This is a genomic window from Microbacterium sp. MAH-37, from assembly GCF_009758255.1.
GTDB lineage: Bacteria > Actinomycetota > Actinomycetes > Actinomycetales > Microbacteriaceae > Microbacterium.
The window spans coordinates 236631-259425 of record NZ_WSEN01000009.1 but is presented as its reverse complement, the minus strand read 5'-3'; the positions used below and the strand labels follow the sequence as shown (position 1 = coordinate 259425).

19 protein-coding genes are annotated in these 22795 nt (G+C 68.9%); 14 read left to right on the top strand and 5 right to left on the bottom strand.

Annotated elements, in window-relative coordinates; genetic code table 11:
* Window positions 1–44 precede the first annotated feature (44 nt).
* On the bottom strand, window positions 45–755 hold the full coding sequence (locus tag GON06_RS13445) for a class I SAM-dependent methyltransferase (RefSeq protein ID WP_157312775.1): 711 nt from the start codon (window positions 753–755) through the stop codon (window positions 45–47).
* A complete protein-coding gene (locus tag GON06_RS13440; protein WP_157312774.1) occupies window positions 748–2796 on the bottom strand; it encodes a M3 family metallopeptidase in 2049 nt (682 codons plus the stop codon). The genes GON06_RS13445 and GON06_RS13440 overlap by 8 nt, the downstream gene beginning before the upstream one ends.
* A 130-nt stretch (window positions 2797–2926) precedes the next feature.
* Here GON06_RS13440 and GON06_RS13435 point away from each other — a divergent pair, with 130 nt between their 5' ends.
* From GON06_RS13435 to GON06_RS13410, 6 genes are read left to right on the top strand one after another with little or no spacing between them, the layout of a single operon-like run.
* Window positions 2927–5281: an ROK family protein gene (locus tag GON06_RS13435; protein WP_157312773.1), complete on the top strand. Its 2355-nt coding sequence runs from the start codon at window positions 2927–2929 to the stop codon at window positions 5279–5281.
* Entirely contained in the window at window positions 5281–6210 is a 930-nt protein-coding gene (locus tag GON06_RS13430; RefSeq protein ID WP_157312772.1) for an ABC transporter permease, read from the top strand. The genes GON06_RS13435 and GON06_RS13430 overlap by 1 nt, the downstream gene beginning before the upstream one ends.
* A complete protein-coding gene (locus tag GON06_RS13425; RefSeq protein ID WP_157312771.1) occupies window positions 6203–7093 on the top strand; it encodes an ABC transporter permease in 891 nt (296 codons plus the stop codon). The genes GON06_RS13430 and GON06_RS13425 overlap by 8 nt, the downstream gene beginning before the upstream one ends.
* On the top strand, window positions 7090–8088 hold the full coding sequence (locus GON06_RS13420; RefSeq protein ID WP_157312770.1) for an ABC transporter ATP-binding protein: 999 nt from the start codon (window positions 7090–7092) through the stop codon (window positions 8086–8088). The genes GON06_RS13425 and GON06_RS13420 overlap by 4 nt, the downstream gene beginning before the upstream one ends.
* Entirely contained in the window at window positions 8069–9121 is a 1053-nt protein-coding gene (locus GON06_RS13415) for an ABC transporter ATP-binding protein (RefSeq protein ID WP_157312769.1), read from the top strand. Before GON06_RS13420 ends, GON06_RS13415 begins: the two co-directional genes overlap by 20 nt.
* Window positions 9121–10707, top strand: coding sequence for an ABC transporter substrate-binding protein (locus tag GON06_RS13410; protein ID WP_157312768.1), 1587 nt, complete (start codon window positions 9121–9123; stop codon window positions 10705–10707). The genes GON06_RS13415 and GON06_RS13410 overlap by 1 nt, the downstream gene beginning before the upstream one ends.
* A 66-nt stretch (window positions 10708–10773) precedes the next feature.
* Here the strand turns inward: GON06_RS13410 and GON06_RS13405 are convergent, their stop codons facing one another.
* Window positions 10774–11682, bottom strand: coding sequence for a LysR family transcriptional regulator (locus GON06_RS13405; RefSeq protein ID WP_332837534.1), 909 nt, complete (start codon window positions 11680–11682; stop codon window positions 10774–10776).
* Between the two features lie 87 nt (window positions 11683–11769).
* Here GON06_RS13405 and tdh point away from each other — a divergent pair, with 87 nt between their 5' ends.
* The 6 genes from tdh (at window position 11770) to GON06_RS13375 (ending at window position 17142) form a co-directional block, all read left to right on the top strand.
* The gene (tdh, locus tag GON06_RS13400; RefSeq protein WP_157312766.1) at window positions 11770–12813 is read left to right on the top strand and encodes an L-threonine 3-dehydrogenase; all 1044 of its coding nucleotides are present in this window, start codon (window positions 11770–11772) and stop codon (window positions 12811–12813) included.
* 20 nt (window positions 12814–12833) lie between these two features.
* Window positions 12834–14015, top strand: a complete 1182-nt coding sequence (locus GON06_RS13395; protein ID WP_157312765.1) for a glycine C-acetyltransferase — start codon at window positions 12834–12836, stop codon at window positions 14013–14015.
* Window positions 14016–14063: 48 nt separating this feature from the next.
* Complete coding sequence (locus tag GON06_RS13390; RefSeq protein WP_157312764.1) at window positions 14064–15245, top strand: methyltransferase domain-containing protein; 1182 nt, start codon at window positions 14064–14066, stop codon at window positions 15243–15245.
* A gap of 71 nt (window positions 15246–15316) precedes the next feature.
* On the top strand, window positions 15317–16228 hold the full coding sequence (locus tag GON06_RS13385) for a DMT family transporter (RefSeq protein WP_157312763.1): 912 nt from the start codon (window positions 15317–15319) through the stop codon (window positions 16226–16228).
* A 66-nt stretch (window positions 16229–16294) separates the two neighbouring features.
* The gene (locus GON06_RS13380; RefSeq protein WP_157312762.1) at window positions 16295–16921 is read left to right on the top strand and encodes an ArsR/SmtB family transcription factor; all 627 of its coding nucleotides are present in this window, start codon (window positions 16295–16297) and stop codon (window positions 16919–16921) included.
* Window positions 16922–16923: 2 nt separating this feature from the next.
* Window positions 16924–17142, top strand: coding sequence for a hypothetical protein (locus tag GON06_RS13375; protein WP_157312761.1), 219 nt, complete (start codon window positions 16924–16926; stop codon window positions 17140–17142).
* Window positions 17143–17201: 59 nt separating this feature from the next.
* On the opposite strand, the gene GON06_RS13370 is transcribed toward GON06_RS13375, so the two are convergent.
* Together GON06_RS13370 and valS are read right to left on the bottom strand one after the other, a co-directional pair.
* A complete protein-coding gene (locus GON06_RS13370) occupies window positions 17202–17435 on the bottom strand; it encodes a hypothetical protein (RefSeq protein WP_157312760.1) in 234 nt (77 codons plus the stop codon).
* Window positions 17435–20026, bottom strand: coding sequence for a valine--tRNA ligase (gene valS / locus GON06_RS13365; RefSeq protein ID WP_157312759.1), 2592 nt, complete (start codon window positions 20024–20026; stop codon window positions 17435–17437). The genes GON06_RS13370 and valS overlap by 1 nt, the downstream gene beginning before the upstream one ends.
* Window positions 20027–20187: 161 nt before the next feature.
* On the opposite strand from valS, the gene GON06_RS13360 reads away from it, so the two are divergent.
* Window positions 20188–21810, top strand: a complete 1623-nt coding sequence (locus GON06_RS13360) for an ABC transporter substrate-binding protein (protein ID WP_157312758.1) — start codon at window positions 20188–20190, stop codon at window positions 21808–21810.
* Window positions 21811–21825: 15 nt separating this feature from the next.
* A complete protein-coding gene (locus tag GON06_RS13355; protein WP_332837533.1) occupies window positions 21826–22794 on the top strand; it encodes an ABC transporter permease in 969 nt (322 codons plus the stop codon).
* The last annotated feature ends 1 nt before the right edge of the window (window position 22795 follow it).

Here is a 22795-nt window from a genome sequence, read left to right as displayed (position 1 = left end):
CCGCGCGGATGCCCGGCCCACGAGCGAATCTCAGACGTGGCGTCTCACCTCGCCGGCGCCAGCTCGGCGATCAGTACGGTTTCATCGCCGTCGGACCACACGGTGTGCCTCCGCGGCGAGAAGCCGAGCTCCGCGAAGGTCGCGGCGAGAGCCTCCCGCGACTGGAACGGCGAATGATCGACGGGGTAGGGATTGACCCGACCGGCGGGACGAGCGCGACCGGGGTGCGCGAAGGTGGCGGTGATCAGCCGTCCGCGGCTGCTCAGAATCCGTCGCCACTCCTGTACGGCGCCCGGCACATCGGGGATCACATGAAGCGCCGTCACGCAGGTGATCAGGTCGGCCGAGGCATCGGGCAGCGGCAGCGCTACGGCATCCGCCTCGATCCACTCCGCTTCGGGCAGCGCCCCGCGGGCCACGGCGAGCATGCCGGGCGAGATGTCAGCGCCGATCAGTCGCGCGCCGGGCAGCTGCGCGCGCAGAGCACGCAGCACCAGTCCCGTGCCCGTGGCGACATCGATCACCGTCGTGGCTCCGGTGGACGCGGCGAAGGTTGCCACGGCATCCGCGAGCTCGCGGTGCATCCTGCTCTCGTCGTACACCGGCGCGCGCGCATCGAACGCATCGCGGATCGCCGCCAGTGCGTCGGAGATCTGCGAGATCTCGGAAGAATCCGCGGCATCCCTCCGAGATCCGGCAGATCTCCGGAGGGATGCCGCGCCGGACGCCGCTCCGGGTGACAAGGCCTCAGCCATCGAGGCCGCGGCGCTTCAGCAGCGGCGCGATCTCGGCGTCGCGGCCGCGGAAGTCGCGGTAGGCCTCGAGCGGATCCTTCGAGCCGCCGACGCCGAGCAGCCGGCTGCGGAACCGGTCGCCGTTGTCCCTGGTCAGTCCGCCGTTCGCGCGGAACCACTCGACGGTGTCGGCATCGAGCACCTCGCTCCAGATGTACGAGTAGTAACCGGCGCTGTAGCCGCCCGAGAACACGTGCGCGAAGTACGTCGACGAGTACCGGGTGGGCACAGCGGGGTCGTTCAGGCCGATGTCGGCGAGCGCTGCGGCCTCGAACGCGGCGACATCGTCGACCGTCGTGCCGACGGGCAGCAGATGCCACGCCTGGTCGAGCCACGCCGCGGCGAGGTATTCGCTGGTCGCGAAGCCCTGGTTGAAGGTCTCGGATGCCTGCAGTCGCTCGACGATCGCCGGATCCAGCGGCTCCCCGGTCACGTGATGCCGTGCGTAGGAGTCCAGCACCTCGGGCCACAGGATCCACATCTCGTTCACCTGGCTGGGGAACTCGACGAAGTCGCGGAACACGTTGGTGCCCGAGAAGTGCGGGTACGTGACGGTGGCGAACAGACCGTGCAGCGCGTGCCCGAACTCGTGGAACAGCGTTGTGACCTCGTCGAGCGTGAGGAGGGTCGGCTGCCCTTCGCCGGGCTTGGCGACGTTGAGGTTGTTGACGACCACCGGGGCGGTGCCGCGCAGCCGGGACTGGTCGACGATCGAGTTCATCCAGGCGCCGCCGCGCTTGGAGTCGCGGGTGTACAGGTCGAGGATGTAGAGACCCTGCGCGGAGCCGTCCTCGTTGAACACCTCGAACGTCCGGGCATCCGGGTGGTAGGAGGTCAGGTCCGTGCGCTCGGTGAAGGTCACGCCGTAGAGCTTCGTCGCGGCGGCGAAGACGCCGTCCTGCAGCACGCGCTCGGCCTCGAACCAGGGCCGTAGCGCGGCCGAGTCGATGTCGTACTCGGCCTGCCGCACCCTCTCGGTGTAGTACGCCCAGTCGTGGGCCTCGACGGGGAACGGAGCATCCTCGGTCGCGTCCACGATCGCCTGCAGCCTGGCGTGCTCGGCGGCCGCGTTGCGCGCGGCGGGGGCGGCCAGCTGGCGCAGCATCCGCTCCACGGCCTCCGGGTCGCGGGCCGTCTCGTCTGCCGTGATGGCGGCGGCGTGCGTCGGATAGCCGAGCAGCTCCGCGCGCTCAGCGCGCAGAGTGACGATGTCGGTCAGCACGGCGCCGTTGTCGTTCGCGTTCCCGCGGGACGCACGCGAGCGCGAGGCCTCCATGATCCGGCGGCGGCTCTCGCGCACGCGCAGCGACGCGAGGTACGGGTGCCCGGTGAACAGCGGGAGAGTGACGAGGTAGCCCTCGAGGCCTCGGTCGGCGGCCGCGCGCTGCGCTGCGGAGAGCTCGCCCTCGCTGAGACCGTCGAGCTCAGCGGCATCCGTGAAGTGCACGGCCAGGTCGTTCGTGTCGGTGAGCAGGTTCTTCTCGAACGTGGTGCTCAGCGTGGACAGGCGCTGGTTCAGGTCGGTCAGTCGACCCTTGGCCTCGTCGTCGAGCCCTGCGCCGGCGAGCGTCATCTCGCGGTGGCGGCGCTCGACGAGGTATCTCTGCTCGGCGTCGAGGTCCAGCTCGTCCAGGTGCTCGTGCAGCTGCGAGATGCGCCAGTACAGCGCGGCGTCGAGGGTGATCGCATCCTCGTGCGCGGCCATCAGCGGTGCGAGCTGCTCTTCGATCTCCTGGATCGCGTCCGTCGCATCCGCCGAGCTGACGGTGTAGAAGGCGTGCGCGACGCGCTGCAGGCTATCGCCGCTGCGCTCCAGCGCCTCGATCGTGTTCTCGAACGTCGGCATCGAGCGCACCATCGTGATGCGCTGCACCTCGGCGAGATGCTCGCGGAACGCCGCATCGAACGCGGGCAGGTAGTGCTCCGGCCGGATGGCGCCGTAGTCGGGCAGGCCATAGGGCAGAGCGGACGGAACGAGAAGCGGGTTGGCGTCGTCGGTCATCCTCCGAGCCTAGGGCCTGCCGTCATCCGGTTTGACAGCGACGCATGTGGCATTCACAATGATGAAAACACTTTCGAAATGGTTATGAAAGCTGATTAGAAAGTGTCTTTCGAAGAAGAAGGGGTCGACGATGTCCGCGATCGACGTGAAGCTCATCGCACAGTGCCTTGCCAGCCTGCGCGACTTGGAACGCGCCACCATCTCCGACCTCGCCGAGAGCACCGGTCTCTCGCGTCCGACCGTCACCGCCGCGCTCACCGCCATGACCGAGTCCGGACTCGCGATCGAGCATGAGGCGCGGGCCGCCGCAGGTCGCCCCGCCCGAACCTTCTCGCCTGTCGCCGGATCACCCGTCATCGTCGGGATCGACCTGACTCGCAGCACGGTGCGCCTGATCGTCGCGGACCGCACCGGCCGCGTGCTGGGGCGCCAGGAGTCCGAAGTCCCCCCGCCCACCACCGATCAGCCCTCGCTCGCCCCGGTGCGTACCCTCCTGCAGCAGACGCTGGAACGGATCGGCCGCAGGCAGTCCGATGTCGCGGCTATCGGCATCGCCGCGGCCGGACTCATCGACGAGAACGGCATCCTGATCTCGGCGCCGCAGGTGACCGGGTGGAACGGTCGTGACCTGGCGGCGATGTTCACCGATCACTTCGGAGCACCGGTCGTCGTCGACAACGACCTCTCTCTGGCCGCCGAGGCCGAATCCCGCGGCGGCGCGCTCACCGACGCCGAGACAGGCGTGTACGCACTGACCTGGCACCATGTCTCCGCCCGTGTCACCGCCTCAGGGCACGTGCTCCGCGGACGCCGCGGCCGCGCGGGCGAGGTCGGCCTGCTCCGTGCCTTCAGCGACGTCGCGGTGCCCGACGGCCCGCTCCTCGACGCGGTCCCGCGCGTCGCCGCCGAATTGCGCCTGCTGCGCGACGATCCGGCCGACACGCGCGGTCTCGCCGCGCTCGAGTCCCTCAGCGCTGCGATGACCCCCGCGATGGCGGCACTGCTGCTGACAGCCGATCCAGACGTGATCGTGCTCGGCGGCGAACTCGGCGAGTTCGCCGACCTCATCGCAGGTCCGCTCGCCGAGGGCATCCGGACTGCGGTGACCGGTATCGACACCGGCACGCGTCTCATCCGTGGCGGCGAGCTCGGCGCGGATGCCGCGGCGCTCGGCGCCCTCGGACTCGCCTTCGAGAAGCACTCCTCCCGCATCTACGGGGTTCCGGATGTTCCGGCGCCCGTCATCACCATCGACCCGGAGAACGAACAGATGACCACCGACACCGCCTCTGAGCAGGCTCCCTTCCGTGCCGCGGCGATCGGAGTCGGCGCACGCGTCGGCCTCGCGCTGCACGTGAAGGAGGTGGGCGGCAGCGTCGTCGCGGCGGTGGACCCCGATCCGCGCACGCATGAGCGTGCGGCACGTCTGTTCGGGGACATCCCCGTGTTCGCCTCCGTCGCCGAACTGCTCGCCTCCGGCATCGAGGTCGACGGAGCCTTCATCACCACCCCGGACTTCACGCACGCCGAGGTGGCGATCGAGCTGCTCGAGGCGGGCATCCCGTCGTACATCGAGAAGCCCCTCGCGATCTCGATCGAGGATGCCGACCGCATCCTCGAGACCGCATATCGCACCGGTACGAAGGTGTACGTCGGTCACAACATGCGCCACATGCAGGTCGTGCGCATGATGAAGGACATCGTCGATCGCGGCGAGATCGGCGAGGTCAAGGCGATCTGGTGCCGGCACTTCGTCGGTCACGGCGGCGACTACTACTTCAAGGACTGGCACGCCGAGCGCGACAAGGCCATGAGCCTGCTGCTGCAGAAGGGCGCGCACGACATCGACGTGATGCACTGGATCGCCGGCACTTCCACGCGCTCCGTGGTCGGCATGGGCGACCTGGCGATCTACGGCGACGTCGAGTCCCGCCGCGACAACTCCGATCGCCGGATGGGCGACTGGTTCTCGATGTCGAACTGGCCGCCGGCCGCGCAGCAGGACCTCAACCCCGTCATCGACGTCGAGGACATCTCGATGATCATGATGCGCACCGACTCGGGCGTGCTGATGAGCTACCAGCAGTGCCACTTCACGCCGGACTACTGGCGCAACTACACCGTGATCGGCACCGAGGGGCGCATCGAGAACTTCGACGATGACGCCGGCGGCGAGATCCGGCTCTGGAACGCCCGCAGCGACTATCTCGAGAAGGGCCACGTGCGCTATCCGATCGAGGACGGCGGCGACGGCGGCCACGGCGGCGCCGACCCGCTCACCGTCGCCGAGTTCGTGGAGTTCGTCCGCACCGGAGCGCCCACGGACACCAGCCCCGTCGCCGCGCGCGACGCGGTGGCGGCAGGCATCGCCGGCGCACTCTCGATCCGCTCGAACTCGGAGCCCTTCGAGATCCCGCGCCTGAGCGACGAGATGCTCGAGTACTACGCCGCGCACCAGCCGGCCCGCCAGCCGGCCGGGGACTGATGCTCCGGTACGCGCTGCGGCGCATTCTGATGATGGTGCCGACCCTGATCGGGTCGACGCTCCTCGTCTACCTGCTCGTCTTCCTCATTCCCGGCGACCCCGTCACCAGGCTCGCCGGGGGCGAGAAGCGACTCTCGGACTCGACGATCGCGGCGATCCGGGATCAGTACAACCTGGACGATCCGTTCTTCGTGCAGTACGCGAAGTACCTCTGGGGCGTGCTGCACGGCGACTTCGGCTACGACTTCAACGGCAACTCGGTCTCGACGCTGATCGCCACCGCGCTGCCGTACACCGTGGTGCTCGCGCTCTCGGCATTCGTGCTGAAGCTCATCATCGGTGTGTGCCTCGGCGTCTGGGCCGGTCTGCGGCAGGGGAGGTTCCCGGACAAGTTCAACCTGTTCTTCACGATCTTCTTCCTCGCCGTGCCGGGCTTCATCATCGCGTACTTCTCGCAGTACCTGTTCGGCATCAAACTGCATTGGCTGCCGATATCCGGTGTGAGAGCGGGATTCCCGCTGGCGTTCATCATGCCGGCTATGGTGCTCGCGCTGGAGACGGCGTCTCCTCTGGCCCGTCTCAGCCGCACCAGCCTCGTCGACGTGCTGCGATCGGACTACATCGTCACCGCGACGGCGAAGGGGATCGGCCCGCAGCGCATCATGTGGGTGCACGCGCTGCGCAACGCTTTCATGCCCGTGGTGACCTACCTGGGCCTGAGCATCGCGGCGCTGCTGGGCGGGTCGGTGCTCATCGAGACGATCTTCAACCTCCCCGGCCTCGGCGGCACGCTGGCGCGGGCCATCGACACGCAGAACGGGCCCGTCGTCGTCGGCGTCTCGGTGTTCCTGCTGCTGTTCTATCTGGTCGCGGCGCTGGTCGTGGACCTGCTCTACCCGATCATCGACCCGAGGGTGCGCCATGTCTGAGTCCACCACCTCGCTCATCACTGCCAGGCGGCGGCGCGGGCGTCCTCGCAGCGGGTTGCGCAGCCTGTGGAAGAGCCCGTTCTTCGACATCGCCGCACTGATCATCGTCGTCGTCACCCTGATGGCGCTCTTCCCGACCCTGTTCACGAACATCGACCCGCGCGACTGCGATCTCTCGATGTCGCGGGTGGGCCCCGAGCCCGGGCACCCGATGGGCTTCGACATCCAGGGCTGCGACTACTGGTCGAACATCGTCTACGGCGCACGCACATCTCTCGAAGTCGGCGTCTACACCGCGGCGATCTCCTTCCTCATCGCGCTGATCGCCGGGTCGCTCGCCGGCTACTTCGGCGGCATCACCGACTCGATCATCTCCTGGACCTCGAACGTGATCCTCGGCATCCCGGTCGGCATCGCGAGCCTGGTCATCCTGTACCAGTTCCGTTCCCGCACCGTCTGGACCATCGTCTTCGTGCTGGTGCTGTTCAGCTGGGCGGCGACCATGCGGTACATGCGCAGCTCGGTCATGCAGGTGCGCAATCTCGAGTACATCCAGGCCGCCCGCGGTCTGGGCGTCGGACCGTGGCGCATCCTGCGCTCGCACGTGATCCCCAACGCGGTCACCCCGTTGATCGTCATGACGACGCTGTCCGTCGGCGCAGGCATGGCGGCAGAGGCCGGATTCTCGATCCTCGGCGTCGGCCTGAAGCTGCCCGCCTTCTCCTGGGGCATCCAGATCGCCCTCGCGAGCCAGGACGGCAACTGGCAGATCGCCCCGCTGCTGATGTTCTTTCCCACGCTGATGCTGGGCCTGACCACGCTCGCCTTCGTCGTGCTGGGTGAGAGCCTGCGCGACGCCCTCGACCCGAAGGCACGCCGATGACCGCCCTGCTGGACGTCCAGAACCTCTCCCTCGAGTTCCGCTCGCCCGGTGGCCCGCCCATCGCGGCGCTGCAGGACGTCAGCTTCACGCTGGACCGAGGTGAGACGCTCGCCGTGCTCGGCGAATCGGGCTCGGGCAAGAGCATCACCGCCAAGGCGATCATGGGGATCCTTCCCAAGCCCGCGTCGCACATCACGGGCGGACGGATCATGTTCGACGGGGACGACCTGCTCACCCTGTCCGCCGCGAAACTCCGCCGGGTGCAGGGCGCGCGCATCGCGATGGTGTTCCAGGACGCGCTGAGCGCGCTGAACCCCGTCCAGACCGTGTCGACGCAGATCGCAGAGCTCTACCGCGTGCATCGCGGCATGCCGAAGAAGCAGGCGCACGAGGCAGCGATCGAGATGATGCGCGCGGTGCGCATCCCGGACGCCGCGAACCGGGCGAACGACTACCCGTTCCAGTTCTCCGGGGGCATGCGCCAGCGCATCATGATCGCGATGGCGCTCGCGCTCGACCCCGACGTCCTCATCGCGGATGAGCCGACGACCGCACTGGATGCCACCGTGCAGGCCCAGATCCTGGAGCTGCTCGGTGAGATCACTCAGGAGCGCCAGATGGCCCTGCTGATGATCACGCACGACCTGGGCGTGGCCGGACAGCTCGCCGACCGCGCGCTGGTGATGTACGCCGGACGAGTCGCCGAGTCGGGCCCGATCGGGCCGATGTTCGACAACCCGGCGCACCCGTACACGAAGGGGCTGCTCGGCTCCATCCCGAGCGCCGCCCACCGGGGCGGGGATCTGCCCACCATCCAGGGTCTGCCGCCGGACATCGCGCAGCGCCCGCCGGGGTGCAGCTTCAACCCGCGCTGCGGGTACGCCACTGCCGAGTGCCGAACCGTGCTGCCGCCGCTCGACCTGTTCACCCCCGAGCGGGCCGCGGCCTGCCACCACAAGCAGGAGGTGATCGCCGATGTCACTGTTGGAGCTTGAATCGGTGCGGCGTTTCTACAAGCAGAAGCACACCATGTTCTCGCGCGGCGCGCACGGACAGGTGCGCGCTGTGGACGGCGTCGACTTCACCGTTGCGGAGGGCGAGACCGTCGGGCTGGTGGGTGAGTCCGGGTGCGGCAAATCGACGCTCGCCCGCATCATCTGCGGTCTGGAGGCACCCAGCGAAGGGACGGTGCGCTGGAACGGCGCGGACGTCGGCGCGATGACGCACGCGGAACGCAAGACGCTGCTGCACCGCCAGGTGCAGATGGTGTTCCAGGACCCGCACGCCTCGCTCGACCCACGTCGCTCGGTCGGGCAGTCGATCGCCGAGGGCATCAGCACGCACAGGCTGCTCCCGGCGTCGAAGGTGGAGGCACGGGTGGGGGAGCTGCTCACCCAGGTGGGGCTGAACCCCGACCATGCGCACCGCTACCCGCACGAATTCTCCGGCGGGCAGCTGCAGCGCATCGGCATCGCACGCGCACTGGCGGTGGAGCCGAAGCTGCTGGTGTGCGACGAGCCGGTCTCGGCGCTCGACATCTCGGTCCGTGCGCAGGTGCTGAACCTGCTGAACCGCCTCAAGCGCGAGCTCGGACTGTCGATCATCTTCATCGCGCACGACCTCGACGTGGTGCAGCACATGTCCGACCGCATCGTCACGATGTACCTCGGCAAGGTGGTCGAGCAGGGCGACTGCGACGACGTGTACAGCGCCACCGCGCATCCGTACACCCGGGCGCTGCTCTCCGCCATTCCGCGCAAGCTGGCGCCCGACGAGCGCCTGGAGCGCGTCGTGCTCGAGGGCGACCCTCCCTCACCGATCGACCCTCCGCCCGGATGCCCGTTCCATACCCGCTGCTACGCGGCGATCGAGCGGTGCGCCACGGATGTCCCCGACCTCGACGCAGTCCCCGGCGGCAGCGCGGGGCACCGGGCGTCCTGCCATCTCGCCGCGCAGATCACGCTGTCGCGCGTCGGAATGGTCTCCACGATCTCCTCCTCTCCCTCCCCATCCGAAAGGAACACCTGATGAAAAGCACCACCAGCCGCATCGCGGTCGGCATCGTCGCCGTCGCGGCGTGCGCCACGATGCTGACCGGATGTCTCGGTCAGCCCGCCGACGCCGGCGAGGGCAAGACGTCCTTCGTCGCCGTCAACAACGGCGAGATCGGGCGCATCACCGGCGCCCAGAACCCCGGCAGCCAGATCGCCATGGCCCTGTGCGAACCCCTCACCGGCATCGAGGAGGACGGCAAGGTCTTCATGCGCGGTGCCGAGTCCCTCGAGAGCGAAGACCAGGTGCACTGGACGGTGAAGGTCGCCGACGGTCACACCTTCTCGGACGGCACCCCGATCACGGCGAAGACCTACGTCGACACCTTCAACTTCGTCGGCGCCGGCAAGAATGCGATGCCCTCGAACTACGCGTACGGGCCGATCAAGGGCTACGACGAGCTGAACCCCGCCGAGGGCGAGGCCACGGCCACGGAGTTCTCCGGCATCACGCTAGAGGACGAGCACACGTTCACGATCGAGATGAAGACGCCGAACAACGACGTGCCCTACATCCTTTCGCAGCTGGCGTTCTGCCCGATGCCGGAGAGCGCGTTCGCCGACCCGGTGGCCTACGACAAGAAGCCGATCGGTAACGGCGTGTACACGCTGGAGAAGCTCGACCCGCAGGTCGAGGCAGTGCTGAAGAAGGACCCGAAGTATCAGGGATGGGTGCCGAAGGGCGCCGCCGACCAGATCACGTTCCGTGTGTACACGGACACGAACACCGCTTACCAGGACGTCGTGGCCGGGAACGCCGACGTGCTCCGCAGCCTCCCGCCGGGGCTGATCGCCCAGGGCCGCAACTCGCTGGGCGAGAAGGGCCTCACCGCGATCGACCGCAACACGCTGGAGACGTACTTCACCTGGCCCACCTATCTCGACAAGACCTACCCGATCGAGGTGCGTCAGGCCTTCTCGATGATCGTGGACCGCGCGAGCATCTCGAAGGATCTGTTCAAGGACGCGACGGTGCCGGCCGGCTCCCTGATGCCGAACTCGGTGTCCGCCTATCGTGAGGACGCCTGCGGCGAGTACTGCACGTTCGACCCGGATGCGGCGAAGGCGCTGATCGAGAAGTCCGGCTTCACCGGCAGCATCCCGCTGAACTACTCGTCGGAGAACACGACGGATGCCGCGACCGCGCTGGCGGTCTCGAACTCCGCCAAGGAGATCGGCCTGGACGTGGAGCCCAAGCCGGTGCCGGCCGCCGCGCTCTCGGAGACGATCAACTCCTACCAGCTGGACGGCCCCGTCATCCAGCTCTGGGGCTCGTCGTTCCCGGCCGCATCGGAGTGGATCGCCTCGGTCTACGTCGACGCGAACTACCGCCTGCAGTACACCGACCCGGAGGGACAGGCCGCGGTGGACGCCGCGCTCGCCGCGCCGACCCAGGACGAGGCCGACGCCCTCTGGCAGAAGGCCGAGGACCGCATCCTCGCCGACCAGGTGATCCAGCCCCTGTACCAGCAGGTGATGTACATCGCCCACACCGAGTGCATGACCCCGCACGCGGCGGGTGGCGACATGCAGATCTACCGCACGCAGGTCACCTGCAAGTGACCCGCTGACGACAGATCCGGCCGGGGCCGGGACGGGGTGATCCTTCGTCCCGGCCCTCGTGCACGCTCAGGCCGTGAGCGCCGCCATCACCCGCTGCAGCGCGTCGGCGACCATCTGCACCGACCGCCGGTGCAGGTTCTCCGGTCGGGCCAGGACATCGATCATGCGGTTCGTGCTCACGCCGCGCAGCGGCTTCCGGACCACCCCGCTGACACCCGCAGCCAGGGAGGTGTACCGCGGCAGCATCCCGATCACTCCTCCCGAGGCGATCACCGCGGCTGCGACGCCGTAGTCGTTGATGCGGTGCACGATCTCGACCGGTCTGTTGGTCACGGCGGAGATCGTTCGCAGCACGTCGTCGGGGGAGTAGCCGGTGCGGCTGGTCACCCAGCGTTCGCCGACCACCTGCTCCGGCGTGAGTGTCGCGTGCGCGGCGAGCGGATGCGACGCGGCGAGCGCGACGTCGAGAGGTTCGGTCGCCAGTGGAACGGAGCGGATGCCGCTGCGCGGCCAGCGCGCACTGTGCTCCATGCGATGCGCGAGCACCAGGTCGTAGCGCGCGGTGAGCGCGGGGAACTCGCTCTGCGCGACGTCCTCGTCGGTGAAGCGGATCGTCGGGACGTCGTCGCCGGTGCCGAGCTCCCGCACCAGCGGGCCGAACAGCGCCTGCGCGGCGCTGAGGAATCCGCTCACGGTGACCACGCCGGAGGGCGCTGCTTCGAAGCGGTCCACGGCGGTGCGTGCGGCGGCCATCGCGTCGAGCGCGGTGGCACCGGCCTCGGCGAGCACCTCGCCGGCCGGTGTCAGCACGAGGGTCCTGCCCTGCTTGCGGGTCAGGGGAGTGGTGAACTCCCGCTGCAGCGTCGAGAGCTGCTGAGATATGGCCGACGGTGAGACGTGCAGGGCCTCGGATGCAGCGGTGACGCTGCCCAGCGCGCCGAGCTCGCGCAGGATCTGCAGCTGTTGAAGGTTCACTTCTTCATCCAACCATGAAGTGAAGCTAAGTAATATATCCAGAAACTGCCCATTGATCTTCATCGTGGAGAGCGATGGGATCGGAGTATGAAGGCTCTGTTCAAGGACGGCCCGCACGCCGGGCTCGCACTCGTGGATCGTCCCGATCCTGTCGCCGGACCCGACGAGGTCGTCATCCGGGTGCTCCGCACCGGCATCTGCGGCACCGACCTGCACATCGAGCGCTGGGACGACTGGGCCGACTCAGAGGTCCGCACCCCGCTCATCCCCGGCCATGAGTTCTATGGCGAGGTCGTCGAGGTCGGCCCGCTCGCGCACGACATCAAGATCGGGGACCGGGTGTCGGGCGAGGGGCACATCGTCTGCGGCATGTGCCGCAACTGTCGTGCAGGGCGTCGCCAGATGTGCATCCGCACCATCGGCCTCGGCCTGCACCGGGACGGCGCCTTCGCCGAGTACCTCTCGCTGCCGGCGACGAACGTGTGGGTGCACCACTCCGACATCGAGCCCGAGGTCGGCGCGATCTTCGATCCGCTCGGCAACGCCGTGCACACCGCCCTGGCGTTCCCGGTGATCGGAGAGGACGTGCTGGTCACCGGTTGCGGCCCGATCGGCCTCATGGCGATCGCCGTCGCACGGCACGCCGGCGCGCGTTTCATCACCGCGACAGACATCAGTGCGCCCCGGCTCGAGCTCGCGACGCTGATGGGCGCCGATCGGGTGGTCGACGTGTCGAAGCAGGACGTGCGCGACGCGCAGAAGGCGCTCGGCATGCGCGAGGGTTTCGACGTCGGTTTCGAGATGAGTGGCGCTCCTTCCGCGCTGCCGACGATGATCGAGAACATGAACCACGGCGGCCGGATCGCCATGCTGGGTCTGCCCAGTGCGCCCTTCGGCGTGGACTGGGGCAAGATCGTCACCCACATGCTGACCATCAAGGGCATCTACGGGCGCGAGATGTTCGAGACCTGGAACGCGATGGGCGCCATGCTGCAGACCAGCCCGGCGCTGCGCGAGGCGATCGGCCGCATCATCGCCGACGTCATCCCGGCATCCGACTGGGAGAAGGGCTTCGCGGCCGCGGCATCCGCCGGCACCGGCAAGATCATCCTGGACTGGACGCGGCTCTGAGCCGCAGGAACGAGAAGCACATGTACGGGACCTTCCAGCAGCACCTCGCCGCAGAGCTCGACGGCATCGAGCAGGCCGGACTCACCAAGCACGAGCGCGGCATCCGCGGTCCGCAGAGCGCGCAGATCGTCGCCGACGGCGCCGAGGTGCTGAACTTCTGCGCGAACAACTACCTCGGCCTCGCCGACGATCCTCGGATCCTCGAGGCAGCCAAGGGGGCGCTCGACGAGTGGGGCTACGGCCTGGCCAGCGTGCGGTTCATCTGCGGCACGCAGGAGCAGCATCTCGAGCTCGAGCGGCGTCTGGCGGCGTTCCTCGGCACCGACGACGCGATCCTGTTCTCGTCCTGCTTCGACGCGAACGGCGGCGTCTTCGAGACGCTGTTCTCGGCGGAGGACGCCATCATCTCCGATGAGCTGAACCACGCGTCGATCATCGACGGGATCCGGCTGTCGAAGGCGCGACGCCTGCGGTACCGCAACAGCGACATGGCCGATCTCGAGCAGCAACTGAAGAATGCGGCGGACGCGCGCTTCCGCGTGATCGTCACCGACGGCGTCTTCTCGATGGACGGCTACATCGCCAAGCTCCCGGAGATCTGCGACCTGGCCGAGAAGTACGACGCACTGGTGTTCGTGGACGACTCGCACGCCGTCGGCTTCGTCGGCGAGAACGGTCGCGGCACGCCGGAGCTGTGCGGCGTCTCGGATCGCGTCGACATCTACACCGGCACGTTCGGGAAGGCGCTCGGCGGGGCATCCGGCGGGTACGTCGCCGCGCACCGCGACATCGTCGCCCTGCTTCGCCAGCGCTCGCGCCCGTACCTGTTCTCGAACACCCTCGCGCCGTCGATCGTCGCCGGCACGCTGACCGCGCTCGACCTGGTCGAGGGATCGGCCGCGCTGCGCGCGCAGCTGCGCGAGAACGCCGAGCTGTTCCGGCGCCGGATGACCGAGGAAGGCTTCGATCTGCTGCCCGGCGAGCACCCCATCGTGCCGGTGATGTTCGGCGATGCCGTACTGACCGCGCGGATCGCCGCCGAGATGCAGCGCCGGGGCGTGTACGTGACGGCGTTCAGCTTCCCGGTGGTGCCGCGTGAGAAGGCGCGCATCCGCGTGCAGCTCTCCGCCGCGCACACGACCGAGCAGGTCGAGCAGTGCGTCTCGGCGTTCGTCGCCGCGCGGGAGGCGGTCGCCGCCTGACGGGCCCGTCGGAGTGCCGACGTCGGAGGCCGGGAGCATGATCGGGTCATGGATGCCGAGCTCACCGCACGACGAGGACTGATCGACCAGCTGACCGCGGGAGGGAGCATCCGCTCCGATCGCGTGCGGGGAGCGTTCGAGCGGGTGAGGCGCTCGGCGTTCATCCCCGGCGTGCCGCTGGATCAGGTCTACGCCGACCGTACACACACGGTGGCGGAGGCCGGCGGGATCACGGTCAGTACGGTGTCGGCGCCGTCGATGCAGGCGACGATGCTGGAGATCGCCGCGCCGATGCCGGGAGAATCCGTGCTCGAGATCGGCTCGGGCGGCACGAACGCCGCGCTGCTCGCCGAGATGGTGGCTCCGCGCGGTTCAGTCTGGACGGTCGACATCGACCAGAGAGTGATCGACCGCGCTCGCGCGTCGCTGGCGCAGCATCCGACTCCCGTTCCGGTGCGCGCCGACCTCGTCGACGCCTGGGCGCCGGACACGGCGATCGCCTCGGGATCGTTCGATCTGGTGCAGTTCACCGTCGACACCTGGACCTTCCCCACCTGGTTGCCAGGGGTGCTGAGGCCCGGGGCGCGAGTGGTCGCGCCGATGGGTCTGTGCGGCATCGGATGCGGCTGGGCGTTCGAGCACGATCGCGGAGGATTGGTCGGTCGGCGCTCGTTCGGCGGCGGGTTCGTCGCAGCGCGCGGGGCGGGCACGGAGGGCGAGGCGCTCGAGGAGATCCGCAGCGGCGACGTCGTGCTGGCGCCGGATCGGGATCTGTCGGCCGGCTGGCTGGAGTCGGTGCTCTCGCGAGAGGCGGCGCCTACCGGCACAGTGGACAGCTGTGCCCTCGGGGCGCCGATTCTGCCCCAGTTCCTGCGGCTGCTGTGCGGACCGGAGCGTGCTGGCAGGATCCGCAGCGCGTCGCAGACCAAGGAGAACGGGTTCCCCGGCACATCCTGGATGAGGACGCCGGTCTGGCTCGCGGACGACGGTCTCGCGGTCATCGATCACCGTCGCGCCGGCGACGGCGTCGACTTCTTCGTGCGGTCCTTCGGATCCGACGGTCCCGAACTCGCCGAGCGGATGGCCGAGCGCCTGCGGGCCTGGCGGGAGGACGCCGGCGGGCCGGTGCTCGAAGCGATCCCCGTCTCGGAGGTCGCCGGGGACGCGCCCGAAGAGACACGCGTACTGCGTCGCGGGCCCTGGGAGTTCCGGCTGCGCTGGGAGCGCTGACGCGCCATACTTCAGGTGGCGCCTCCGCCGCCTTCACCGCGGAGACCGGGACGACGGGGAGGACCGTTGAGATGACACGCACGGCGGCGGCCACTCTCTGTGCAGCCGCAGCGATGCTCCTCGTCGGCACCTCGGCGGCTGTCTCCGCCCTCATCGCCGATTACCCGGTGCTGTTCGGCCAGGCAGTGAGGTTCGCGATCGCGGCCGCCATCCTGATGGTGGTGCTCGCCGTGCAGCGCGCGCCCCGCATCCGGCTCACGCTGCGGGATGTCCTGCTGCTGATCGCCCTGGCGGGCACGGGCCTGGTCGGGTTCAACCTGTTCCTCATCGAGGCGACCCGGCATGCCAGCCCGGCGCTGATCGGCTCGGTGGTGGGTGCGGTGCCGATCGTGCTGGCGCTCGCAGGTCCCGTGCTGCAGCGGCGCTGGCCGAGCCGCCGGGTGGTCATCGCCGCGGTCGTGGTCGCCGCGGGCACCGCTGTGGCCGCGGGCTGGGGGAGCGGAGACCTGCTCGGGCTCCTGCTCGCCCTCGGCGCGATGCTGTGCGAGGTGCTGTTCTCACTGCTCGCCGTGCCGCTGCTGCCGAAGCTCGGCGCCACCCGGGTGTCCGCCTATGCCGCAGTGGCCGCCGTGCCGATGCTGCTCATCGCGGGTTGGCTCACCGGTGAGGTCGCGGCGCTGCGTGTGCCGACCGGCGTCGAGATGACGGCGTTCGTGTACCTCGGGATCGTCGTCACCGCTGTCGCGTTCCTGCTCTGGTACAGCGCGCTGCGCCGGCTCGGCCCGGATCGCGCAGGACTCTTCGCCGGCCTGGTGCCGGTCGGAGCCCTGGTGACGACCGCGATTCTCGCGATCGCGCCCGTGAGCGGTGCCGAGATTCTGGGGGCGGCACTGATCGCCGCAGGCATCGTGTACGGCATGCGGGTTCCGCGCGATTCCGCGCAGGAAGACGCGCCGGAGCGCAAGGTGGCAGCGCCGGAGTAGCGCTGCCCGAAAACTTTTGCAAAGAAACACTTGCAAAGAGACCTTTGCATAGGTATCTTTGCATGTATGAGCACAGAAGAGCAGCACGACAAGACGGACCAGCCTCGCACGCTGGATGCCGGAGCGTTGAAGGCGCTGGCGCACCCGCTGCGGGTGCGCATCTACGACCTGCTCAGCGAACGTGGTCCGCAGACGGCGAGCTCGCTTGCCGCGCTGATCGGCGAGACGTCTGGCGCGACCAGTTACCACCTGCGGGCTCTCGCCGCCCATGACCTGATCCGCGAGGTGGAAGGTCGTGGCACCGCTCGTGAGCGGTGGTGGGAGCGTCCCAAGGGGCGCATCAACCTGCCCGGCCCCGACGAGACGATGTCGCCGGCCAATCGCGCCGCCGCGCAGATCGTCTCCGCCGAGTTCTTCAGACTGAGGCATCAGACGCTGATGGACTATCTGAACCGACCCGAGTCCGCGGTCCCCGAGGGATGGCGCGACGCGGGGCTCGTGATGACGACGATGCTCGACCTGACGCCCGCGCAGATGGCAGACGTGCGCAAGGAGCTCAGTGATCTCGTCGATGCCGTCGTCGAGCGCTACAAGGGCCAGGAGGGAGCACCCGGCACACGCCGCGTCAGCCTCCGTTCCGAGATCTTCGACCTGCCGGGCCAGTCCGGCTCCGCCCAGAGCACTGAGGAGTAATCATGACCGCCGCAACGCTGCACATCGCCACTCCCACCGCCGCCGAGCGCACCCTGCTGCGGGTCGCCGACAGCCTCACGGCCTTCGTCGCGCACCGCCGCGAGCGCCGCGCCGAGCGCCGCGAGCTCGCCTTCGACCTGCTGCGCGAGCAGCAGTCCCGCAAGCAGGACCCCCGTGCCGTAGACCACGCGCTGGCCCAGCTCGGGCTGACTCGTCGCTGACGCACACCCATGAGTGAGCCCCCTGCCGCGTGCGCGACAGGGGGCTCACTCATGACCGCTCAGTCCTGGAACGGGCGGGCGACCACGTCGCCGGATGCCGTGAGCAGGACCTCCCACCCGGCATCCAGCTCTGCGATCGGGCGACCCTCGAGCCAGGTGAGCGTCCAGTGGCCCTTCGAAAGGCTCAGGGACCCAGCCAGTTCGGCCTCGACCTCGGAGATGCCCGGTCGCAGTGCGGCGGGGACGGATGCCGGCGGCTCGGCGCCCGCGGCCCAGCGCGTTCCGAGCTGCATCACGCCTCCTCGGCCGGTGCCAGCTCGATCGCCGTGACGGCGAGCTCGTCGGCCTCGGCGAAGGACAGCTCGGCGATGCGGCCCACGGCGCGCAGATCGTCGGCCGCCGACTCGAGCGCGGCGACCTTCTCCGCAGGAGCCGAGATGGTCGCAGCGGCGACCGGCGTCTTCTGCGAGGCCTTCGCCTCGGTCTTCGCGCGGCGGATGCCGATCAGCGCCTCGCTCGCCGTGGCGAGCACGGTGGCGTCGCCCTCGATGCCGAGCTCAGCCGGCCAGTCTGCGGTGTGGATCGAGCCCTCCTCGAACCACGACCAGGCCTCCTCGGTCGCGAAGGACACGATCGGGGCGAGCAGGCGCAGCAGCGTAGACAGTGCCAGGCGCAGCGCCAGCGCGGCGGATGCCTGGCCGACGTTCGTCTGGTCGTAGGCGCGCTCCTTGACCAGCTCGAGGTAGTCGTCGCAGAACGTCCAGAAGAACGCCTCGGTGATCTCCAGCGCCTTGGCCTGGTCGTAGTTCTCATATGCGGCGGTGGCGCCCTGCACCACCTGGTCGAGCGCGGTGAGCATCGAGGCATCCAGAGCGTGCGTGATCTGCGCGCCCTCGGTGACGGGGAACGACAGCACGAACTTCGCCGCGTTGAGGATCTTGATGGCCAGGCGGCGGCCGATCTTCACCTGCGTCGGGTTCTGCGGGTCGAACGCCGCGTCCATGCCCAGGCGGCTCGACGCAGACCAGTACCGCACGGCGTCCGAGCCGTGCTTGTCGAGGATGTCGGCCGGAGTGACCACGTTGCCCTTCGACTTCGACATCTTCTTGCGGTCGGGGTCGACGATGAAGCCGGAGATCGCCGCATTGGCCCACGGCGAGCGCTGGTCCTCGAGAGTGGAGCGCAGCATCGTGGAGAACAGCCAGGTGCGGATGATGTCCTGACCCTGCGGCCGGAGGTCGAACGGCGCCACGAGGTTCCAGAGGTCCTCGTCGCGCTGCCAGCCGCCGGCCAGCTGCGGCGTGAGCGAGGACGTCGCCCAGGTGTCGAAGATGTCCTTCTCGGCGTCGAAGCCGCCGGGCACGCCGCGCTGCTCCTCGGCGTAGCCCTCGGGAACGTCGGTCGTCGGGTCGATCGGCAGGCTCTCCAGCGACGGAGTCAGCACACGGTCGTAGTCGCGCTCGCCGTTCGCGTCGAGCGCGTACCAGACCGGGATCGGCACGCCGAAGAAGCGCTGCCGCGAGATCAGCCAGTCGCCGGTCAGGCCGCCGACCCAGTTCTCGTAGCGCACCCGCATGAAGTCCGGGTGCCACGCCAGCTCGCGTCCGTTCGCGATGAGCTGCTCGCGCAGCGCCTCGTCGCGGGCGCCGTTGCGCAGGTACCACTGCCGGGTCGAGACGATCTCGAGCGGGCGGTCGCCCTTCTCGAAGAACTTCACGGCGTGGTTGAACGGCTTGCCGACCTCGAGCAGCTCGCCGGTGCCCTCGAGCAGCTCCACCATCTGCTTGCGGGCGCTGAACACGGTCTTGCCCGCGAGCTCGGCGTAGGCCGCCTTCCCGGCATCCGACACGATCGCCTCCGGAGCGTCGGGCAGCACGCGGCCGTCCACGCCCAGGATGGTGCGGACCGGCAGGTCGAGCTCGCGCCACCACACGATGTCGGTCACGTCGCCGAAGGTACAGATCATGGCGATGCCGGAGCCCTTGTCGGGCTGCGCGAGGTGGTGCGCGAGCACCGGCACCTCGACGTCGAACAGCGGCGTGCGCACGGTCTTGCCGAAGTACGGCTGGTAGCGCTCGTCGTCGGGGTGCGCCACGAGACCGACGCAGGCCGCGAGCAGCTCGGGCCGGGTGGTCTGGATCTCGATGTCGCCGGAGCCATCCGTCTTGTGGAACGCGATGCGGTGGTACGAGGCCGGCTGTTCGCGGTCCTCGAGCTCGGCCTGCGCGATCGCGGAGCGGAAGTCGATGTCCCACAGGGTCGGTGCGAGCGACTGGTAGGCCTCGCCGCGCTCGAGCCCGCGCAGGAAGGCGAGCTGGCTCTGCCGGATGGTCTCCGACGAGATGGTGCGGTAGGTCTGCGTCCAGTCCACGCTCAGGCCGAGCTGGCGGAACAGCGCCTCGAAGTGCTTCTCGTCCTCCTCGGTGAGGCGCTCGCACAGCTCGATGAAATTCCGGCGGCTGATCGGCTGCTGGTCCGCAGCGCGGGACGACTTGTTGTCGCCGCCCTCGAACGGGGGCGTGAAGTCGGCGTCGTAGGGGAGCGACGGGTCGCAGCGCACACCGTAGTAGTTCTGCACGCGGCGCTCGGTGGGCAGGCCGTTGTCGTCCCAGCCCATCGGATAGAACACGTTCTTGCCGCGCATCCGCTCGAACCGGGCCTTGATGTCGGTGTGCGTGTACGAGAACACGTGGCCGATGTGCAGGCTGCCGGATGCTGTCGGAGGGGGAGTGTCGATGGAGTACACCCCGGCGCGGCCGTTCTCGGCGGCGCGGACCCGATCGAACAGGTACGTGCCGTTCGCAGCCCAGGTCTCACCCCACTTCGCTTCGAGACCCTCGAGGGCGGGCTTGTCGGGAATCGCGGACGCGGCGTGCTCGGACATAGGGGTCTCCTTGAGCGATGTATGCGGCACTGTGTGAGCGTGCCTGAGTGTGGGTTGTCGCGTCAGTCTATCGGTGAGGCCGGATGCCGGGTTCTTCGACCCCGTCCAGTAATTCTGGGTAAACTGGAATGTCCCGTTCCCGCACCCTTCCGAGGTCACGCATGCCCGCCTTCACCGCGCGCCGTCTTCTTCCCCTCGCGGCGATCGCCGCGGCATCCGCTCTGGTTCTCAGCGCGTGCTCCGCACCCTCCGGCGGCGACGCCGGATCGGAGGGCGGCGAACTCGTCTGGGCGATCGAGGGGGCGAACCTCTCCGCCGGCAAGATGGACCCGCAGGTGAGCCAGCTCGACGTCACCGCGATGGTGCAGCGCCAGGTGCTCGACTCGCTGGTGTTCCAGGAGGCCGACGGCTCGTTCTCGCCGTGGCTGGCGAAGAAGTGGGCCGTGTCCGACGACGGGAAGACCTACACGTTCGAGCTGCGCGACGACGTCAGCTTCACGGACGGCACCCCGTTCGACGCGGATGCCGTGAAGGCGAACTTCGACCGCATCGTCGACCCGGCCACCAAATCGGCCCAGGCCGCGAACATGCTCGGCGGCGAGCTGTACGCCGGCACGAAGGTCGTGGATCCGCACACGGTCGAGGTGAGCTTCACTCAGCCCTACGCGCCGTTCCTGCAGGCCGCGAGTACCGCTCAGCTGGGCTTCTGGTCGCCGAAGGTGCTGAAGAGTTCCGCTGACAAACTCGCAGCGGGCGGCCCTGACGTGAGCGTCGGCACCGGACCGTTCGTGCTCAGCGAGTACACGGCCGATCAGGAGATCGTCTACACCCGCAACGACGACTACGCCTGGGGGCCCGAGGGAGCGAAGACCCCGAAGGTCGAGACCCTGCGCGTCGAGATCCTGCCCGAGGCATCCGTGCGCGCCGGCGTGGTCTCCTCCGGTGAGGCGGATGTCGCGAGCCAGCTGCCGCCGAACGTCGTCGGCGACCTCGGCGACGACGTGACCGTCGAGGCGAAGGAGTACCCCGGTCTGCCGTACTCGCTGTTCCTGAACGAGAAGTACGGCGTGTTCGCCGACCAGAAGGTGCGCCAGGCGTTCGAGAGGGCGATCGACGTGGATGCTGCGGTCGAGCAGATCTTCTTCGGCGAGTTCCCGCGGGCCTGGAGCATCCTCGGCCCCACCACGCCCGGCTACGACATGAGCCTCGAGGGCAGCTGGCCGTTCGACGCCGACGCGGCGAACGCGCTGCTCGACGAGGCCGGCTGGACCGCGCGCGACACGGACGGCATCCGGATGAAGGACGGCAAGCGCCTGTCCGCGCGCTGGATCGCGTGGACGCCGATCTCGGACGACAAGGCCGCCCTCGCGAACGCCGTGCAGTCCGACCTGAAGAAGGTCGGCTTCGAGATCACGCGCGAGGCGCTCGAGCCCGCCGCCTACAACGAGCAGTACGGTCCGAAGACCTACGACATCACCGATTGGGACTTCTCGGGCGTCGACCCCGACCTGCTGCGCAGTCACCTGGGCACTGACGGCTTCCAGAACGCGTCGCAGGTGAGCGATCCCGCGCTGGACGAGCTGTTCGCCGAGGGTCTGGCCTCTTCGGATCCCGAGCAGCGCAACCGCATCTACACCGAGGTGCAGAAGTGGAACGCCGAGCACGTCGCGATCGTGCCGCTCTACGTGAACTCGGCGATCACGGCGCAGAACAAGGACGTGAAGGGTCTCACCTACGACCTGTACGGCCGTCCGCTGTTCTACGGCGTGAGTCTCGACCGCTGACGTACGCTCACTGACGTGAACCGTCGCGCGCTGCCCCGGATCGCCGGGCTCGCGGCGTCCGTCGTCGTCGTCCTCTGGGGCGCCGCGACGCTCGCCTTCCTCGCCTTCCGGATCATTCCTGGCGACGCGGTGTCGGTGATGCTGGGGCCGCAGGCCCAGGTGAGCGAAGAGGTCAAGGCGGGCATCCGCACCGAGTTCGGTCTGGATCGCCCGCCGCTGGAGCAGTACTTCTCGTACCTCGGCGGTCTGCTGCGCGGCGACCTCGGCACCTCCTACCAGCTGCGGCTGCCGGTGGCCGAGGTGATCGGCCGGCAGCTGGGCCCGACGGTGCAACTCACCGCGGTGGCGCTGCTCATCGCGCTGGCGCTGGCTTTCGCGGTCGCGCTGTTCGCTCGCCGAGGTGTCGCGCGGGGCATCGTCGTGACCGCCGAGCTGATCGTGCTGTCGTCGCCGGTGTTCTGGATCGGGCTCGTGCTGCTCGGGGTGTTCGCGTTCGGGCTGGGCTGGTTCCCGGTGGCCGGCACTCGGAGTCCTACGACTATCGTGCTGCCCGCCGTGACCCTTGCGCTGCCGATCGCGGCGCTGATCGGTCAGGTGCTGCGGGACGGGATGGATCAGGCCGAACGCCAGCCGTTCGCCGAGACCGTGCGGGCGCGCGGAGCGGGGCCGGTGCGCCTGACCCTGCACCACTCGCTGCGACACGGCGCGGCGAGCACCATGACCCTCGCCGCGTACCTGGTCGGCTCTCTGCTCGGCGGCGCCGTGCTCGTCGAGACCGTCTTCGCCCGGCCCGGACTCGGGCGGGTGACGCTCGCCGCGATCATCGACCGCGACGTTCCCGTCGTCGCCGGCGTGATCATGCTCAGCGCCCTGGTGTTCGTGATCGTGAACGTGATCGTCGAGCTGCTGCATCCGCTGCTCGATCCGCGCCTGCGCGAGGCGCCGGCCACGATCCCCGCACCGCAGATCGGGGAACGGCGATGAG

Bases quoted from the DNA above. Each gene is read 5' to 3' on its own strand.
- GON06_RS13445 (WP_157312775.1), bottom strand. From the start codon at position 755: ATGGCTGAGGCCTTGTCACCCGGAGCGGCGTCCGGCGCGGCATCCCTC.
- GON06_RS13440 (WP_157312774.1), bottom strand. From the start codon at position 2,796: ATGACCGACGACGCCAACCCGCTTCTCGTTCCGTCCGCTCTGCCCTAT.
- GON06_RS13435 (WP_157312773.1), top strand. From the start codon at position 2,927: ATGTCCGCGATCGACGTGAAGCTCATCGCACAGTGCCTTGCCAGCCTG.
- GON06_RS13430 (WP_157312772.1), top strand. From the start codon at position 5,281: ATGCTCCGGTACGCGCTGCGGCGCATTCTGATGATGGTGCCGACCCTG.
- GON06_RS13425 (WP_157312771.1), top strand. From the start codon at position 6,203: ATGTCTGAGTCCACCACCTCGCTCATCACTGCCAGGCGGCGGCGCGGG.
- GON06_RS13420 (WP_157312770.1), top strand. From the start codon at position 7,090: ATGACCGCCCTGCTGGACGTCCAGAACCTCTCCCTCGAGTTCCGCTCG.
- GON06_RS13415 (WP_157312769.1), top strand. From the start codon at position 8,069: ATGTCACTGTTGGAGCTTGAATCGGTGCGGCGTTTCTACAAGCAGAAG.
- GON06_RS13410 (WP_157312768.1), top strand. From the start codon at position 9,121: ATGAAAAGCACCACCAGCCGCATCGCGGTCGGCATCGTCGCCGTCGCG.
- tdh (WP_157312766.1), top strand. From the start codon at position 11,770: ATGAAGGCTCTGTTCAAGGACGGCCCGCACGCCGGGCTCGCACTCGTG.
- GON06_RS13395 (WP_157312765.1), top strand. From the start codon at position 12,834: ATGTACGGGACCTTCCAGCAGCACCTCGCCGCAGAGCTCGACGGCATC.
- GON06_RS13390 (WP_157312764.1), top strand. From the start codon at position 14,064: ATGGATGCCGAGCTCACCGCACGACGAGGACTGATCGACCAGCTGACC.
- GON06_RS13385 (WP_157312763.1), top strand. From the start codon at position 15,317: ATGACACGCACGGCGGCGGCCACTCTCTGTGCAGCCGCAGCGATGCTC.
- GON06_RS13380 (WP_157312762.1), top strand. From the start codon at position 16,295: ATGAGCACAGAAGAGCAGCACGACAAGACGGACCAGCCTCGCACGCTG.
- GON06_RS13375 (WP_157312761.1), top strand. From the start codon at position 16,924: ATGACCGCCGCAACGCTGCACATCGCCACTCCCACCGCCGCCGAGCGC.
- GON06_RS13370 (WP_157312760.1), bottom strand. From the start codon at position 17,435: ATGCAGCTCGGAACGCGCTGGGCCGCGGGCGCCGAGCCGCCGGCATCC.
- valS (WP_157312759.1), bottom strand. From the start codon at position 20,026: ATGTCCGAGCACGCCGCGTCCGCGATTCCCGACAAGCCCGCCCTCGAG.
- GON06_RS13360 (WP_157312758.1), top strand. From the start codon at position 20,188: ATGCCCGCCTTCACCGCGCGCCGTCTTCTTCCCCTCGCGGCGATCGCC.